Raw genomic sequence first — 15,621 nt, 5'->3', positions numbered from 1 at the left:
TTTAAAAAATATCTTTTAAAAATTCTGGTAAGCCATCAGGATTAGTCCATAAACCACTTTTTCCACCTTCTTTAATTAGTAATTTAACATTATCAATTCTAAGATGTGGATTTACAATTTTACTTAGATCATAAATAGTTATTAGTGCAGTATTAACACCCATAATAGCTTCCATTTCTACCCCAGTTTTTGCAACAGCAGACACAACACAAAAAACCTCTAATGAAGCATCTTCATCATGCATGATAATTTTAGTTGCTGTATGATCTATTGGAAGTGGGTGGCATAGTGGAATCAATTCACTAGTTTTTTTAACACCTAAGACTGCTGATACCTCAGCTAAAGTGATTGGATCACCTTTAGGCATTTCTTTATTTTTAATTAGGTTAAAAACTTCTTTCCCTACATAAATTTTACCAGAAGCCAATGCTCTTCTAAATGTTTCTTTTTTTGAAGAAACGTCAATCATATTAAATGAGTTTTTTTTAAAAATTTCCTTAGCCCAATCTTTTAATTTTCCTTCATTTATCACTTTTAAGTTTTCCATTTATCCTCCAGTACTTGATAAATTTGGAGTAATTCCAGTATCTCCAAGCTCTAAATAATGTGACTCTTTTTTAAGGTGCAATTGTTTTATGATAAGATCCACAAGTTCATCTTTTTGAACATCGTCTTTTAATAAATGTCTAATGCTAATTCCAGTATTACCAAACAAACATAATCTTAAATCACCTCTAGAGGTAACTCTCAATCTATTACATGTTTGGCAAAAATCTTTAGTGTAAGGAGCAATTAATCCAAATTTCCCCTTAAACTCTGAATGTATAAAATTTAATGAAGGGCCTGCATCTTTCCCATAAGTTTGAGAGATCCAGTTATTTTTTTCTAAAAAATCTTTGAATATTTTAGAGGAAACATGATTTTTTTTAAAATACTCTAAATTATCACCAGTTTGCATTAATTCTATAAATCTAAAATCAATATTGTTATTTTTTATGAAATTTCCAAATTTTTTAAACTCATCATGGGTATCATTAATACCCTTAAGTAAAACGGCATTAATTTTTATATTTTTGAAATTTAATTTTTGTAAAGTCTTTATACCTTCTAAAATTTCATCAAGCCTGTCATGACCTGTTAGTTTTTTAAAAGTTTCTCTATTTAAACTGTCTATACTAATATTTATTCCATCTAAACCAGCTTCACATAATTGCTCTGCAATTTTGTTCAAACGATAACCGTTAGTCGTCATTGTTACTTTGGGAATATTTGAATTTTGCTTCATATCTTTAAGGATATCAAAAAAATCTTTTCTAACCGTTGGTTCTCCACCGGTTAATCTAATTTTACAAACACCCAATTCAGACAATGCTTTTGTTAATCTGGATATTTCTTGAGCAGACATAAAACTTCTCGTGTCTCCAGGTGTCTTTTTATATCCTTGTGGCAAACAATAGGTACAACTGTAATTACATACATCTGTAATTGATAATCTTATGTAGGGGAATTTTCTTCCAAAAGTATCACTTAATGTTTTCATCTTATTTTTATTACATTATATTATAATAACAATATATGAGCAAAATTATTACCAAAGCAGAAGTAGATATATTTAAAAAAGATGGTGCGGTCTTAATTAAAGGCAAATTTGATAACGCATGGATTGAAAAGTTAAAAAAAGGAATTAAAAAAGGTAAAGAAAGTCCTAGTCCAAGATTTGTAAACCACACAAAAGACCAAAAACTACCAGGATATTATGAAGATTTTTGGACTTGGAATTTACATGAGGAATTTAAAGATTTTGTATTTAATTCACCAACACCCAAAATTGCAGCAGAACTTTTAGAAGCCCAAAAAATTAATTTAGTGATGGATAATTGGTTTTTTAGGGAAGCAGGATCAAAGTCATCACCACCTTTTCATCATGATATATCATATTTCGATTTTGAAGGATCTATGTGTGTATTGTGGATACCGCTTGAGTCAGTTAAAAAAGAAGATGGTATTGCTTGGGTTAAAGGTTCACATTTATGGGATAAGCTATTTTTAAGAACAAGATTTAATGATGGCCATGAAGTTGATGGCAATGTTGGTGTTGTTAATGGAAAAAAATATGAATTAACTCCTAATATATTAAAAAATAAAAATGATTATGAATTTTTACAATGGGATTTGGAAGTTGGTGACTGTATTTATTTTGATATTAGAACACTACACGGAGGATTAAATACTGTTACACCTAAAAAAGATGTTCATAGATACACATTAAGAATGGCAAAAGAAAACTCTAAAATTATTTATAGAGGAAATTGGGCTAGAGAAGAAAGAGCTATCATGGAAAATAATGGTTATAAAAATGGTGATGATTTATCTGGTAAAATGTTTCCAACTTTATTTGAAACTAGCTAACTTCCAGCTTTTTAACTGGAAGTTAATATAATAATTAACCAGCAGGCTTATAGCTAGCCATAGCTTTAGCGGCAAGCTCAGCTGTTTTGTTCATATCCATCTCTTCAAGAATAACCATATTTTCTACTGTTCCACTAGCTTCCACAGCTAATTTTATACCAGCAAAATTTTCATAAGGCATGTCTCCTGAAGTGACTGCAACGAAATCATAAGGACCTCTCGTAATATAAAAAGATTCAAAAGTTCCACCTACTGCTTCAGTTAATGCTTTTACAGCAGTTGATCTATCTTGCTTAGGGTTTTTCATAAAACCTTGGAAGGCCTTTGCTGTATAATTACCCATTACAATATATTTTTTCATAAGTTTCTCCTTTATTAATTTGTAAGATTTAATCATATTTGTTAAAGATTTGAACAATTATTTTTTAAAATCAACACAAGGTTTAGCAAATTATGTACGAAAAATTTGGACAATTTATCGATGGCAATTGGTCACCCTCTTCTAGTAAGGAAACTTATGAAGTTATCAATCCAGCTACGGAAGAAGTTTTAGGTCACGCATCGAAAGCTACACCTGCAGATGTTGATAAAGCATTAAAATCTGCTGAAAAAGGATTAAAAGTTTGGAAAAAAATAACACCATGGGAAAGATCTTATATTCTTAGACGTATAGCAGATAAGCTTCGAGAGAAAAAAGATGTACTAGCTAAATGGATGGCTTTAGAAAATGGAAAACCTTTAGCAGAAGGTGCTGGTGAAACAAATGGAGCAGCAGATATTTTTGAATGGAATGCTGAAGAGACAAAAAGAATTTTTGGTCAAACTATTGAAAGTAGATTTGAAGACACAAGAGTACACGTTTATTATCAACCAGTTGGAGTTGTAGCAGCGTTATCACCTTGGAACTTTCCACTTATTTTAGCAGCTAGAAAGATATCAACTGCACTTGCTGCAGGTTGTTCGGTAATTATCAAGCCTGACACAATTACACCTGGTGTAGTGATGGAGTTAGTTGATATTTGTAGAGAATGTGGGGTTCCACCAGGAGCTGTTAATCTTTTATCAGGTGATCCACCAAGTATAGCTTCTCAATTAATTCAATCAGATATAGTTAAAAAAATTTCGATTACTGGATCTTTAAGGGTTGGAAAACTAATTTTAAAACAAGCTGCTGATAAAGTTCAAAGAGTAACAATGGAATTAAGTGGTCATTCTCCTTTTATAGTTTTTGATGATGCTAATGTTAAAAAAGCAACCGATATGGCTATTGCTGCAAAATTTAGAAATAATGGACAAGTTTGTATTTCTCCTAATAGATTTTACATTCATGAATCAAAAAAAGAAGAATTCATAAATTTATTTATAGAAAAAACAAAAAAGTTAAAAATTGGAAATGGAATGGATCCAGATACTCAATTAGGTCCATTAACAACTCAAAAAAGATTAAATGAAGTTGAGGAATTAGTTGAAAAAACTAAACAAGAAGGTGCTAAAGTTTTATTAGGTGGAAAAAGACCAGCGGGCTTTAATAAAGGTTTTTATTATGAGCCAACAGTTTTTGATGATGTAAAAGATGATTATACCATTATGAAACAAGAACCATTTGGACCATTAGTTCCAATACTATCATTTAAATCTTTTGATGAAGTTATTGAAAGAGCCAATGATAATGATCTTGGTTTATGTAGTTATGTTTGTACTAATTCTATGGAAACAGCACATCTTGCATCAGAAAAATTAGAAACAGGATCTGTAGCAGTTAATACTGGAGCAGTTGCAATTGCTGAGGCACCATTTGGTGGAATAAAACAGAGTGGATATGGAAGAGAAGGTGGGTCAATGGCTATAAAAGATTACCTCAATGTTAAATACACACACATGGGTATCAAAGGTTAATTATTCTATTATTGTAAAGTCTGATTTATATTTATCAGTAAGTGTCAGGCCTAATCCAGGCAAGTCATCTTTTAAATCTATAAAACCATTTTTTGGAGTGGGGTCACCCTCAAAGATATAATAAAATAGTTCATTGCCAATTTCTACATCATGCACTGGGAAGTATTCTGAAATAGGACAATTTACATTTGCCATTGTTAAATGATAGTTATGCATTTGGCCTGCGTGTGGAACGACTGGAACTTGATAGGCTTCAGCTAAAGCATTAATTTTTTGAGCAGCAGTTATGCCACCAACTCTATTGGTATCATATTGGATATAGCTTATTGCCTTTAAATCTAACAATTGTTTAAAACCAAACAAACTAAACTCATGTTCACCACCAGAAATAGGAATCATATTCATATTATTAAGTTCAGCGTACCCATGAATGTCATCAGCTATTACAGGTTCTTCTAACCATCTAGGATTAAACTTCATTAACTTTGGCATCATTCTTTTAGAATAATCTAAATTCCAACCCATGTAGCATTCAAGCATTAAATCTGCATCTTCTCCTATAACTTCTCTTACAGCTTCAACTAATTGAATATTATTTTTCATTCCCTCAGGACCATCTTGTGGTCCCCACCCAAATCTCATTTTATACATATTGAAACCTTGACTTTTATAAAGTTCAGCTTCTTTTTGAAGCTCATTTAGTGGCTGACTGTAAAGTTTAGATGCATAAACAGGAATTTTCTCTTTTGTTCTTCCACCCAATAATTTGAAGACAGGTTTTTTTGTTATTTTTCCAATAATATCCCAAATAGCAATATCAATTGCTGAAATTGCCGTCATACCAACACCTTTTCTTCCCCAAGCTAAAGTTCTTCTATACATTTTTTCCCAAATGTAAGCATAATCAAAAGGGTCTTCACCAATGACCAATGGCTTTAAATATACATCGATAGTTTTTTTTGTAACTTGAGGTGCCAAAGCTGCGTTACCAATTCCGATAACCCCATCATCTGTCTCAATCTCGCAAACCAACCATTCATGAAATCTAAAAGAGCCCATTGCATCTGATTTTTCATAAAGTACATCAGAAGCATTCGTACAAAAGTTTTTTTGAGGAGGAACAGTTTTACCTTTCCATTGATAAACAGTAGTTTTGATATTTTTAATTTTAGTCATTAGATTTATTTTCAGCCATTGTTAATGCAATTTTAAAAGAATTTAAAGTAGGTTCTAAATTAGCCTCATTTTTTCCAGCAATATCAAAGGCAGTTCCATGTGCTGGAGTTGTTATTGGAACTGGCAAACCACCTTGAACAGTAACACCCCTATCAAAGCCAAATGCTTTTAAACCAGATTGTAGTGCATCATGATACATACCAACAATACAGTCATGTTTTTTATTTTTAAAAGCAGTAATAAAAGACGTGTCACAGGGTAGTGGGCCATCAGCATTAATACCCAAACTTTTAGCCAGTTCAATAGCTGGAATAATTTCATCTTTTTCTTCTGTTCCAAATTCTGCATGGGGGTTAAGAGCCTGAACAGCAACTCTAGGATTTTTTATACCATTACGTTTCATTGCTTCGTTAATTAATTTAATTGGTTTAATAATTTTTTCTTTTTTAATATGTGAAGGAACTTCGCTAATGGGTATGTGAGAAGTAACCCGAGCAGTCCAAAAATTGTCCACAACATTAAATTCACAAAAAAAATTTTTTACTTCCAATTTTTCAGCCATTAAATGAAGTTCATCAGAAAACTTGTTACCTCCCAGTTTTAAACTTGTTTTATTAAAGGGACCAAAGTTAATTGCATCAATTTTATTTTCTTTTGCTAAATCTAATGCTAAATTTAAAGCATCCAAAACACTCTCACCTGATTCTTTTGAGCATTCAGATAATTTATAGTTATGATTTTTACCATTAGAAATATTTAGGAAAAATTTATCTCCACTTTCAAAATTAATTTGATCAAAGTTTTCTACAACTTTTAAATTTTGTGATTTTCCTGAAATTTTATTTCCTTCTTCAAGAATATTTTTTTCACCTATAACAACGATATTTGCTTTATTTATAATCTCTTCAGATAATAATTTTGAAATCAGCTCAGGTCCTATACCTGATGGATCACCTAATAGTAAAGCAATTCTTTTTTTATTTGTTGACATTATTTATTGTACTTAAATATTTTTTTACGGTAGTTTTTTGAATAAGTAATATTTATATTACAAATATTATATAATAACAAATGAGAGGAAAATAATGAAAAAAACATTAAAAGCTTTTTTAGTTGCTGCTTTTGTAGTGACTGAATTTTTTGTGATTGCATTACCTTTGGTAACTACATCGGCTAAAGCTGATGGTGCTATTCAAGCAATTACCCATGCAGGTTTTGGTGGTGGTACTGATGTAACTACTAGAATGATGCTTTTAAGAGCAAGAAGAGTTCTTAAACAAGATATGCAGTTAGTTAACAAAAAAGGTGGCGGTGGAGCTGTATCTATGGATTACATGATGTCATTACCTGCTGATGGAAATCACACGTTAACTTGGACTACTGGTCACGCTGTTTCTATGGCGCTAGGTAAAACAAAAGTTAAATTAAGTGACATGCAGCCTTTAGCTAGAGGAACTGATGATCCTCAGTTATTTGTTGTTAACTGTAAAGCTGACATTAAGGATGCTAAAAAATTTATTAGTGTTCAAAAATCAAAATCACTTAAATATGGAACAACTCATACAGGTGGAATTGATGATGTAAGTGCAATTGCTTTTACAAAAAAAGGTGGATTAAAAGATCCTACTATCGTTGCATATAAAGGTGTTGCGCCAATTAAAACAAACTTAATCAAAGGAGATATTGATGTGGGTGTTTTAAATTTAGGTGAAGCATTAACAGAGATCAATGAAGGAACATTGTGTGTTACTGTAGTTCTTGCAAACGAAAGAATGGCTAAAATTGGAGATTCTCCAACAGCTAAAGAATTGGGTATCCCAGTCTCTTTATCTACTGTTAGAGGATTTGTAACTAAAAAAGGTGCTCCTGCTGCAAGAGTTAAAGAGCTTGAAGCTGGAATGATGAAAGCTATGGGACATAACTATTACAAAAATTTCTTAACTGAAATTGGTCTTGATGACACTAGTGTAGTTGGTGCTGATGAGTGGGGTAAGCAAATGGAAGAAATGCTTAAAGAAATGACTGCTCAGCTAAAAGCTTTAGGTTACCTTAAGTAATTAAAAACGGTACATTTTTTATATGAATAATGTACTAAAGAAAAAAAGGGCAAACAAAAGTAGTTTGCCCTTTTTTTTTAAAAGTTCTTTTAAAGTATCTTTTATAATAATATTAATTTCATTAATTTTATTAATAACAACATTCACATTTGATGCAGTTCCACCAATTTTAAATAGAGGTATTCAGCCTGCTACATTTCCTAAAGCATTATTGGTCTTAATAATTTTTTTAACATCAATTATTTTTTATTTATCAATTAAAACACCTTGGAAAAAAGAGAGCAAATTACCCAAGTCATTTTTTATTACATTGATAGCTTTTGTTTTGTTTTTGGTTATTGCAAAAACATTAGATTTTTTCTTAGCTATTTCAGTTTTTTCAGCTTTAGTTTCTTATTATTGGGGAGAAAAAAGAATTATTTACCTTTTAATGGTCAGTATACTGTTCCCAATAATTGTATTTATTTTCTTTGAAACATTTTTAGGTTTAAGATTTCCACCAGGAATAATCACTAATATTTATTATAATTAATATGGAAAATTTATCTTATATGATGGCTCCTTTATTTAGCTCTAAGCTATTATTGGTTTTATTTTTTGGAACTTTATTTGGATTAATTTTGGGTGTGTTGCCTGGACTGGGTCCTACAACTGGTGGAGCATTAATTTTACCTTTTACAATGACACTCGATCCGCTTTCAGCAATCGTACTTTTGACAGCAATTTATTGTGCAGGAACATATGGTGGTGCTATTACAGCAATATTGATTAATACACCTGGAACACCCGCCGCCGCTGCAACATGTCTTGATGGATATCCATTAGCACAAAAAGGAGAGGCTGGAAGAGCTTTAGGTATGGCAACGGTTTCTAGCACAATAGGTGGGATTTTTAGTGTTATTATTCTAGTTTTTTTTGCACCTTTATTGGCAAAACTTGCTTATGAATTTGGTCAACCAGAATATTTTGCTTTAGCAATATTTGGATTAACCATGCTTGCATCAATTGGTGAGGGTAGCCCGGTTAAAAATTTGATTGCAGCAGCATTTGGTGTTTTAATTTCGACTGTTGGAAAAGATTTTATGACTTCAATAGACAGATTTACTTACGGTATAAATGAATTATCAGAAGGAATAGGTTTTATTCCTGTAGTGGTTGGATTATTTGCAATTAGTGAAATGTTAACCCAATCAACAATGCTAGACCAAGTATTTAAAAGAGTTGCATTGAAAGCTGTAAAGTTACCTTCTTTAAAAGATTACAAACTAACTTGGAAAACAATACTTAGATCTTCAGGAATAGGCTCGTTCATTGGCGTGCTTCCTGCTGAAGGAGGAACGGTTGCTTCTTTAATTGGATATTCAGAAGCTAAACGTTGGTCAAAAAATCCAGAAGAATTTGGAAAAGGATCTATAGAAGGAATAGCTGGAGCAGAAGCTGCAAATAATGCTGCAACAGGTGGGGCAATGGTGCCAACATTGGCACTAGGAATACCTGGCAGTGCAACAACGGCAGTAATTTTAACTGGTTTAATAATTCACGGAGTAAGACCAGGCCCAGATTTATTTAGAGAACAACCAGAATTTTTATATGGAATTTTTGGGTCAATGCTGATTGCAAACATATTATTTTTTATTTTTGGTTTTTTTGGAGCTAAACTTTTTGCTAGAATTACCTTGGTACCTAATAAGATTTTGTGGCCAATGATTTTTGCACTTTCGGTTTGTGGAACCTACTCTTTAAGCCAATCTATTACAGATGTTTGGATAATGTTATTCTTTGGTGTGGTTGGTTTTTTTATGAGAAGATATGGGTTTTCTGTAGTGCCAGTTATTATAGGATTGATTTTAGGCGAGCTAGTTGAAGGGACGTTAAGACAATCTTTAGTAATATTTGATGGTAATTGGTTAATGTTTTTAACAAGACCGATAGCGTTAACATTTTTTACTTTAGCAATAATTGCTTTACTTTTTCCCTTATTTAAGAAAAAAACTAAAAAAACTAAATTAAAAAAAATTAAAATAGAAGGTTAACATATGAATAATTATAATTTAAAAGGCAGAAGAGCAATAGTAACTGGTGGAGCACAGGGTTTTGGCTATGCTATTACAAAAAGGTTTCTAGAGTCGGGTGCTGAAGTTATAATTTGGGATATTGACCAAAAAGCTATTGATGAAGCTTTAAAAAAACTTACATCAGAAAAATGCAGCTATCAAAAAGTGGATGTCACTAACTTTGATGATATCACAAAAAATATTGAGCTAAGCACTAAAGAAAAAAATATAGATATCTTTATAAATAATGCTGGAATGGCAGGTAAAAATACACAAGTTTGGAACTATCCGAATGATGAATGGTTAAAAGTAATGAACTTAGATTTAAATTCAGTTTTTTATTGCTGTAAAGCAATAGCTCCACACATGATTAAGAATAATTATGGAAGAATAGTAAATATTGCATCAATTGCAGGAAAGGAAGGTAACCCAAATGCTAGCGCATACAGTACAGCAAAAGCAGGAGTTATAGGGCTTACAAAATCATTAGGTAAAGAGTTAGCAGATAAAAATATTGCTGTTAATGCTGTTACACCTGCCGCTGCTAAAACTAGAATTTTTGATCAAATGACTGAAGAACATATAAATTATATGCTTTCTAAAATTCCAAGAAATAGATTTGCTAAAGTTGATGAATTAGCATCATTAGTTACTTGGTTAGCTGCAGAAGAAAATTCTTTTTCTACAGCTGCCGTTTTTGATTTAAGTGGCGGTAGGGCAACTTATTAATTATGCAAATTGGATTTGACGTTGGAGCAACAAAAATAGAAAGTGTCATTTTAAAAGATAATGGTGAAGAAGTTGACAGAAGTAGAAGAGACTGTCCAAAAAACTATACTAAAATAATTCAAACAATTAAAGATGTGGTTGAGGAATTAGAAAAAAAATACAATCAAATATTTCCAGTAGGTGTTTGTCATCCAGGTGTTCATTCACCACAGACAGGATTGGTTAAAAATGCACCTAATTGTGTTTGGATTGAAAAAAAACCTTTTCAAAAAGACCTACGAGAAGCTTTGAGCAGAGAAGTTTTTTGTGAAAATGATGGAAATTGTTTTGCATTATCAGAAGCAATTGATGGAGCAGGCAAACATTATAAAATTGTTTATGGAATAATTTTAGGATCAGGTGCTGGAGGTGGATTAGCTATTGATAAGCAAATTGTATCAGGACCTAATGGTGTTGCAGGAGAATGGGGTCACAATCAATTACCTTACATGGCTGCAAAAAAAGAAATGCTTAATACCACGAGCTTGAGGGAAGCTGAAGTTGAAAGTTTTGTGTCAGGACTGGGTCTTGCTAAAAGATTTAACAAAAAGTACGGAAAAAATTTAAAATCCAAAGAGATTTTCGAATTAAATAGAAGACATGAATTAGATGCAGAAAAAATGATTGATGAGTTTAAAGTCAATCTTGCAATGTCGTTAGCAGTTATTGTTAATATACTTGACCCTGATGCTTTTATATTTGGTGGTGGGTTAACAAACGAAATAGATTTTTTTGATGAGATAGAAAATTTAACTAAGAAATACGTTATTGGAAAAGAATATGAAGGTGTTTTTTTAAAGCCTAAATATGGAGACGCAAGTGGAGTTCGTGGTGCAGCTCGTTTAGGAAGAAAATCTAACTATTAAATTAATTCACTTATAAATAGTTTATTCATTTTTTTTACTCAAAATTTCATAGATACAACAACACTTATTTAGACAAAAGTAAAAATCAATTTCAGGTTGTGCGTAGCATTTTTCTGTTTAAATAAATTTTTTTTTTTAATAGAGTTCTTTTTTAAAAATTAATCAAACCGATTAATATTCTATTAACTAATGAGAGGGAATAAAATGAAAATGAAAAAACTGTTAGTTGCTTTAATAGCTCTAGCTCTTACTCCAAGTGTTTCATTTGCAGCGCCTAAAGCTGAGGTATTGCACTGGTGGACTGGTGGTGGTGAAGCAAAAGCTCTAAAAGTACTACAAGATGATTTTGCTACACAAGGTGGAATTTGGTTAGATATGCCTGTTTCTGGTGGTGGTGGAGATGCAGCAATGCAGACACTAAAAGCTAGAATAGTTGCTAACGATGCTCCAGCCGCGGCTCAAATTAAAGGTCCTACAATTCAAGAGTACGATGAAGAAGGTGTAGTTGGACCTTACAACATTGATGCTGTTGCACAAAAAGAAGGTTGGGACAATCTTTTAAGTAAACAAGTTGCAAGTCATATGAAATGTGATGATGGCAAAGCATATTGTGCTGCACCAGTAAACATTCACAGAATTGACTGGATCTGGGCTAATAAAAAAGTTTTAGATTCAAATGGTATTAAAATGCCTTCTACTTGGGCAGAGTTTAATGCTGCAGCAGATAAGCTACAAGCAAAAGGAATTATTCCTTTAGCTCATGGTAGTCAGCCTTGGCAAGATGCGACAGTATTTGAAGCTGTAGCTCTTGGTATTGGTGGAAATGATTTTTACAGAAAAGCTTTTGTAGAATTAGATCCTGCTACTTTAGGTGGATCAACTATGACTAAAGTATTTGACCAAATGAGAAAGCTTAAGGGTTACACAGATGCTGGTTCCCCAGGAAGAGACTGGAACATAGCTACTGGTATGGTAATGGAAGGCAAAGCTGCTTTTCAAATCATGGGTGACTGGGCAAAAGGTGAGTTTTCTGCTAACAACCAGGCGCCAGGAAAAGATTATATCTGTGCACCAACTCCATCTGATAATGGATATCTTTACAATGTAGACTCATTTATTTTCTTCAAGGTAAAAGGTAAAGAAAAGGTTGAAGGTCAAAAACTACTTGCTAGCTTAATGATGGGAAAAAACTTCCAAAAAGTTTTCAACATCTACAAAGGTTCGATACCTGCAAGACTAGACGTTTCTATGGATGAGTTTGATATGTGTGCTAAAAAATCAAACGCAGACTTAAAAACTGCTGCTTCTAAAGGTGGATTACTACCAAGTTTTGCTCACGGTATGGCATTAAAACTTGCACAAAAAGGTGCGATTCAAGATGTGGTTACTGAGCATTTCAACTCAAAAATGTCTTCGTCTGACGCTGCAAAAAAATTAGCAGCTGCAGTTAAGGCTTCACTTTAATAAAAAAAGTAAATTAAGATTTGCGCTGTCATGAAAATGATAGCGCAGATTTAATTACAAAATATGTTTTGGTTAAAAAAAAATTTACCTAAATTAGTTTTAACTCCATCACTTGGAATTTTGTCATGGTTTGTCTATGGTTTCATTTTTTGGACGATATACATCTCTTTTACTAAGTCGAAGATGTTGCCAAGATATGAGTTTTGGGGAATAGACCAGTATATCAGACTGTGGAAAATGCCAAGATGGCACGTAGCAGTAGAAAATTTGCTTATATTCACTGTATTATTTATCATTCTATGCATTGCTATTGGAATTCTTCTTTCAATTTTACTTGATCAAAAGATTAGAGCTGAAGGGTTTTTGAGAACAATTTATTTATACCCTATGGCTTTATCATTTATTGTAACGGGTACTGCTTGGAAATGGGTTCTAAATCCAACACTAGGCATTGAAAAATTTGCCCACGATATGGGTTTTGAGACCTTTAAATTTGATTGGTTGGTGACACCTGAGATGTCAATATACACAATAGTAATAGCCGGTGTGTGGCAATCATCTGGATTTATAATGGCAATTTTTTTAGCAGGTCTAAGATCAGTTGATGATGAAATTATTAAAGCAGCAAAAATTGATGGTGCTGGAATATTTTCAATTTACAGTAAAATTATTCTTCCAATGATGCGGCCAGTTTTTATGAGTGCAATAGTAATTTTGGTTCACTTATCAATTAAGAGTTATGATTTGATCATAGCGCTAACTTCAGGTGGACCAGGAATTTCCTCAGATATGCCAGCAGTATTTATGACAACTATGGCCTTTCATAGAAGTGAAGTTGGTTTAGCATCTGCAAGTGCTATCATGATGTTTTTAACAGTATCAGCAATTGTTGTGCCATATTTATATTCAGAACTGAAGAGGGAAGATGCAAGATAAAGAAACTTTAAAACTAAATAAATTAGAAGCGGATTCTAAAAGAAAAAATACAATCTATAGATGGATTTTATATTTTATATTAGGTATTTTTGTTATTTATTATTTAACACCGTTATATGTGATGATTGTAACATCATTTAAAACAATGCCTGAAATTAGACAGGGAAACTTATTTTCATTGCCGAGTTCTTTAAAATTTGATGCTTGGAAACAAGCTTGGGATGGAACAGGCTATACAGGTGGTGATGTTTTTCTTAAACCTTATTTTTGGAACTCAATAAAACTAGTAGTTCCTGCTGTTGTTATATCAACTTTACTTGGTGCTATTAACGGTTATGCTTTAACAAAATGGAGATTCAAAGGAGATTCATATGTTTTTCTATTATTTTTATTTGGCACATTTATTCCATACCAGGCAATTTTGTTACCGATGGCTAGAACATTGGGTATTCTTGGAATTTCAAATTCAATAAATGGACTAATACTAGTTCATGTTGTTTATGGAATTTGTTTTACAACTTTATTTTGTAGAAATTACTATGTATCAATTTCAGATGAAATGGTAAGAGCTGCAAGAATAGATGGTGCTGGTTTTTTTAAAATATTTTTTAAAATAATTTTACCAATTTCTATACCAATAATAGTTGTAACTGTTATTTGGCAATTTACACAAGTATGGAATGATTTTTTATTTGGTGCTACTTTTTCATTCGGTGAATCTGCACCAATTCAAGTTGCCCTTAATAATTTGGTTTTAACAGGAACGGCTGTCAAAAGATACAACGTGGATATGGCAGCAGCAATTATTACAGGAATTCCAACATTAATAGTTTATATTCTTGCTGGAAATTATTTTATCAAAGGACTAACAGCTGGATCAGTGAAAGGATAATATGGCAACTTTAAAAATTAATGACATAAATAAAAATTTTGGAAAAACGGAAGTTTTAAAAGGCATTAACCTAGATATTAAACATGGTGAATTTCTTGTACTCTTAGGACCATCTGGTTGTGGAAAATCTACATTATTAAACACTATAGCTGGACTAGAAACCTCTAATAGTGGGGATATTTTAATAGATGATCATATTGTGAATAATATGGAGCCAAGTGACAGAGATATTGCTTTAGTGTTCCAGTCTTATGCTCTTTATCCAGCAATGACTGTTAGAAAGAACGTAACATTTGGTTTAGAGCAAAGAAAAACTCCAAAAGAAAAAATAGCAAAAGCATTAGATGATGTTTCTAATTTATTACAAATAACGCAACTATTAGACAGAAAACCATCTCAATTATCTGGCGGTCAACGTCAACGTGTTGCGATGGGTAGAGCATTAGTAAGAGATCCTAAAATTTTTCTATTTGATGAACCGTTATCAAATCTTGACGCAAAATTAAGAGTTGAAATGAGAAGAGAAATTAAAAAACTACATCAAAAACTTGGCACAACTATAGTTTATGTTACCCATGATCAAACAGAGGCAATGAGCTTAGGTACAAATATTGCAATCATGGATCATGGTTTAATTCAACAATGTGACACTCCTAAAAATATTTACAATAAGCCAGAAAGTATTTTTGTTGCAGATTTTATTGGATCTCCATCAATGAATTTGGTTGAAGGTAAATTGATCAAAGACAATGATGATATTGTTTTTATGCCTAGTGGTTCAAATAATAATGTAAAAATACCAGTTGGGAACTACTCTTTTAAAAATAAATTTGATGGTACTGAAATATCAGCTTATTTAGGAATTAGACCAGAGCATATTTATTTTGAAAAAATTAATCCTGATTGTTTTGAAATTAATCTAAAGTCAGAACTTTTAGAATACACAGGCCATGAACAAATCGTAACTTTTGACTATTTTGGCCAACAAGTTCTTGGTAAATTTGCATCTACTTTTGATATAGAGATAAATAAAGATTTAAAATTAAATATTGATACATCTCAAATTTCTTTATTTGATAAAGATTCACAAAAAAGGATATAAA

The 15,621-nt window shown here is 32.0% G+C and carries 16 protein-coding genes; 11 read left to right on the top strand and 5 right to left on the bottom strand.

The window, feature by feature from the left end:
- Position 1: 1 nt before the first annotated feature.
- Together moaC and moaA are read right to left on the bottom strand one after the other, a co-directional pair.
- A complete protein-coding gene (gene moaC, locus ABXT65_RS04485) occupies positions 2 to 547 on the bottom strand; it encodes a cyclic pyranopterin monophosphate synthase MoaC (RefSeq protein WP_415322542.1) in 546 nt (181 codons plus the stop codon).
- Positions 548 to 1,540, bottom strand: a complete 993-nt coding sequence (moaA, locus tag ABXT65_RS04480) for a GTP 3',8-cyclase MoaA (protein WP_415322540.1) — start codon at positions 1,538 to 1,540, stop codon at positions 548 to 550. It lies immediately after the preceding gene.
- Positions 1,541 to 1,575: 35 nt separating this feature from the next.
- Between moaA and ABXT65_RS04475 the strand changes: the two genes are divergently transcribed.
- Positions 1,576 to 2,409, top strand: a complete 834-nt coding sequence (locus tag ABXT65_RS04475) for a phytanoyl-CoA dioxygenase family protein (protein ID WP_415322538.1) — start codon at positions 1,576 to 1,578, stop codon at positions 2,407 to 2,409.
- A 34-nt stretch (positions 2,410 to 2,443) separates the two neighbouring features.
- Here the strand turns inward: ABXT65_RS04475 and ABXT65_RS04470 are convergent, their stop codons facing one another.
- Entirely contained in the window at positions 2,444 to 2,770 is a 327-nt protein-coding gene (locus ABXT65_RS04470; RefSeq protein WP_415322536.1) for a GYD domain-containing protein, read from the bottom strand.
- A 92-nt stretch (positions 2,771 to 2,862) separates the two neighbouring features.
- Here ABXT65_RS04470 and ABXT65_RS04465 point away from each other — a divergent pair, with 92 nt between their 5' ends.
- Positions 2,863 to 4,305 (top strand): NAD-dependent succinate-semialdehyde dehydrogenase, encoded by a 1,443-nt coding sequence (locus ABXT65_RS04465; protein ID WP_415322534.1) that lies wholly within the window; start codon positions 2,863 to 2,865, stop codon positions 4,303 to 4,305.
- Here ABXT65_RS04465 and ABXT65_RS04460 read toward each other — a convergent pair whose 3' ends face one another.
- Together ABXT65_RS04460 and ABXT65_RS04455 are read right to left on the bottom strand one after the other, a co-directional pair.
- A complete protein-coding gene (locus ABXT65_RS04460) occupies positions 4,306 to 5,481 on the bottom strand; it encodes an L-rhamnonate dehydratase (protein WP_415322532.1) in 1,176 nt (391 codons plus the stop codon).
- Positions 5,474 to 6,472, bottom strand: coding sequence for a 4-hydroxythreonine-4-phosphate dehydrogenase PdxA (locus ABXT65_RS04455; RefSeq protein ID WP_415322530.1), 999 nt, complete (start codon positions 6,470 to 6,472; stop codon positions 5,474 to 5,476). Before ABXT65_RS04455 ends, ABXT65_RS04460 begins: the two co-directional genes overlap by 8 nt.
- A gap of 94 nt (positions 6,473 to 6,566) precedes the next feature.
- Here ABXT65_RS04455 and ABXT65_RS04450 point away from each other — a divergent pair, with 94 nt between their 5' ends.
- The 9 genes from ABXT65_RS04450 (at position 6,567) to ABXT65_RS04410 (ending at position 15,620) form a co-directional block, all read left to right on the top strand.
- Positions 6,567 to 7,538 carry a Bug family tripartite tricarboxylate transporter substrate binding protein gene (locus ABXT65_RS04450; RefSeq protein WP_415322528.1) on the top strand — a complete coding sequence of 324 codons (972 nt, stop codon included), beginning with the start codon at positions 6,567 to 6,569 and terminating at the stop codon, positions 7,536 to 7,538.
- 22 nt (positions 7,539 to 7,560) lie between these two features.
- Positions 7,561 to 8,070 (top strand): tripartite tricarboxylate transporter TctB family protein, encoded by a 510-nt coding sequence (locus ABXT65_RS04445; protein WP_415322526.1) that lies wholly within the window; start codon positions 7,561 to 7,563, stop codon positions 8,068 to 8,070.
- A 1-nt stretch (position 8,071) separates the two neighbouring features.
- A complete protein-coding gene (locus tag ABXT65_RS04440) occupies positions 8,072 to 9,571 on the top strand; it encodes a tripartite tricarboxylate transporter permease (RefSeq protein WP_415322525.1) in 1,500 nt (499 codons plus the stop codon).
- Between the two features lie 3 nt (positions 9,572 to 9,574).
- A complete protein-coding gene (locus ABXT65_RS04435) occupies positions 9,575 to 10,321 on the top strand; it encodes an SDR family NAD(P)-dependent oxidoreductase (RefSeq protein ID WP_415322523.1) in 747 nt (248 codons plus the stop codon).
- 2 nt (positions 10,322 to 10,323) lie between these two features.
- Entirely contained in the window at positions 10,324 to 11,226 is a 903-nt protein-coding gene (locus ABXT65_RS04430) for an ROK family protein (protein WP_415322521.1), read from the top strand.
- A gap of 204 nt (positions 11,227 to 11,430) precedes the next feature.
- Positions 11,431 to 12,690: an ABC transporter substrate-binding protein gene (locus ABXT65_RS04425; protein ID WP_415322519.1), complete on the top strand. Its 1,260-nt coding sequence runs from the start codon at positions 11,431 to 11,433 to the stop codon at positions 12,688 to 12,690.
- 63 nt (positions 12,691 to 12,753) lie between these two features.
- The gene (locus ABXT65_RS04420) at positions 12,754 to 13,626 is read left to right on the top strand and encodes a carbohydrate ABC transporter permease (RefSeq protein ID WP_415322517.1); all 873 of its coding nucleotides are present in this window, start codon (positions 12,754 to 12,756) and stop codon (positions 13,624 to 13,626) included.
- The gene (locus ABXT65_RS04415; RefSeq protein ID WP_415322515.1) at positions 13,616 to 14,518 is read left to right on the top strand and encodes a carbohydrate ABC transporter permease; all 903 of its coding nucleotides are present in this window, start codon (positions 13,616 to 13,618) and stop codon (positions 14,516 to 14,518) included. The genes ABXT65_RS04420 and ABXT65_RS04415 overlap by 11 nt, the downstream gene beginning before the upstream one ends.
- Before the next feature lies 1 nt (position 14,519).
- Entirely contained in the window at positions 14,520 to 15,620 is a 1,101-nt protein-coding gene (locus ABXT65_RS04410; RefSeq protein ID WP_415322514.1) for an ABC transporter ATP-binding protein, read from the top strand.
- Position 15,621 lies beyond the last annotated feature (1 nt).

Source organism: Candidatus Pelagibacter sp. Uisw_127 (assembly GCF_047722515.1).
Taxonomy (GTDB): Bacteria; Pseudomonadota; Alphaproteobacteria; order Pelagibacterales; family Pelagibacteraceae; genus Pelagibacter.
Note: the sequence above shows the minus strand (reverse complement) of the source record. Positions and strands in the feature narration are given on the sequence as shown.

Excerpts from the sequence above, each read along its gene's own strand:
- moaC (WP_415322542.1), bottom strand. The coding sequence starts at position 547 with ATGGAAAACTTAAAAGTGATAAATGAAGGAAAATTAAAAGATTGGGCT.
- moaA (WP_415322540.1), bottom strand. The coding sequence starts at position 1,540 with ATGAAAACATTAAGTGATACTTTTGGAAGAAAATTCCCCTACATAAGA.
- ABXT65_RS04475 (WP_415322538.1), top strand. The coding sequence starts at position 1,576 with ATGAGCAAAATTATTACCAAAGCAGAAGTAGATATATTTAAAAAAGAT.
- ABXT65_RS04470 (WP_415322536.1), bottom strand. The coding sequence starts at position 2,770 with ATGAAAAAATATATTGTAATGGGTAATTATACAGCAAAGGCCTTCCAA.
- ABXT65_RS04465 (WP_415322534.1), top strand. The coding sequence starts at position 2,863 with ATGTACGAAAAATTTGGACAATTTATCGATGGCAATTGGTCACCCTCT.
- ABXT65_RS04460 (WP_415322532.1), bottom strand. The coding sequence starts at position 5,481 with ATGACTAAAATTAAAAATATCAAAACTACTGTTTATCAATGGAAAGGT.
- ABXT65_RS04455 (WP_415322530.1), bottom strand. The coding sequence starts at position 6,472 with ATGTCAACAAATAAAAAAAGAATTGCTTTACTATTAGGTGATCCATCA.
- ABXT65_RS04450 (WP_415322528.1), top strand. The coding sequence starts at position 6,567 with ATGAAAAAAACATTAAAAGCTTTTTTAGTTGCTGCTTTTGTAGTGACT.
- ABXT65_RS04445 (WP_415322526.1), top strand. The coding sequence starts at position 7,561 with ATGAATAATGTACTAAAGAAAAAAAGGGCAAACAAAAGTAGTTTGCCC.
- ABXT65_RS04440 (WP_415322525.1), top strand. The coding sequence starts at position 8,072 with ATGGAAAATTTATCTTATATGATGGCTCCTTTATTTAGCTCTAAGCTA.
- ABXT65_RS04435 (WP_415322523.1), top strand. The coding sequence starts at position 9,575 with ATGAATAATTATAATTTAAAAGGCAGAAGAGCAATAGTAACTGGTGGA.
- ABXT65_RS04430 (WP_415322521.1), top strand. The coding sequence starts at position 10,324 with ATGCAAATTGGATTTGACGTTGGAGCAACAAAAATAGAAAGTGTCATT.
- ABXT65_RS04425 (WP_415322519.1), top strand. The coding sequence starts at position 11,431 with ATGAAAATGAAAAAACTGTTAGTTGCTTTAATAGCTCTAGCTCTTACT.
- ABXT65_RS04420 (WP_415322517.1), top strand. The coding sequence starts at position 12,754 with ATGTTTTGGTTAAAAAAAAATTTACCTAAATTAGTTTTAACTCCATCA.
- ABXT65_RS04415 (WP_415322515.1), top strand. The coding sequence starts at position 13,616 with ATGCAAGATAAAGAAACTTTAAAACTAAATAAATTAGAAGCGGATTCT.
- ABXT65_RS04410 (WP_415322514.1), top strand. The coding sequence starts at position 14,520 with ATGGCAACTTTAAAAATTAATGACATAAATAAAAATTTTGGAAAAACG.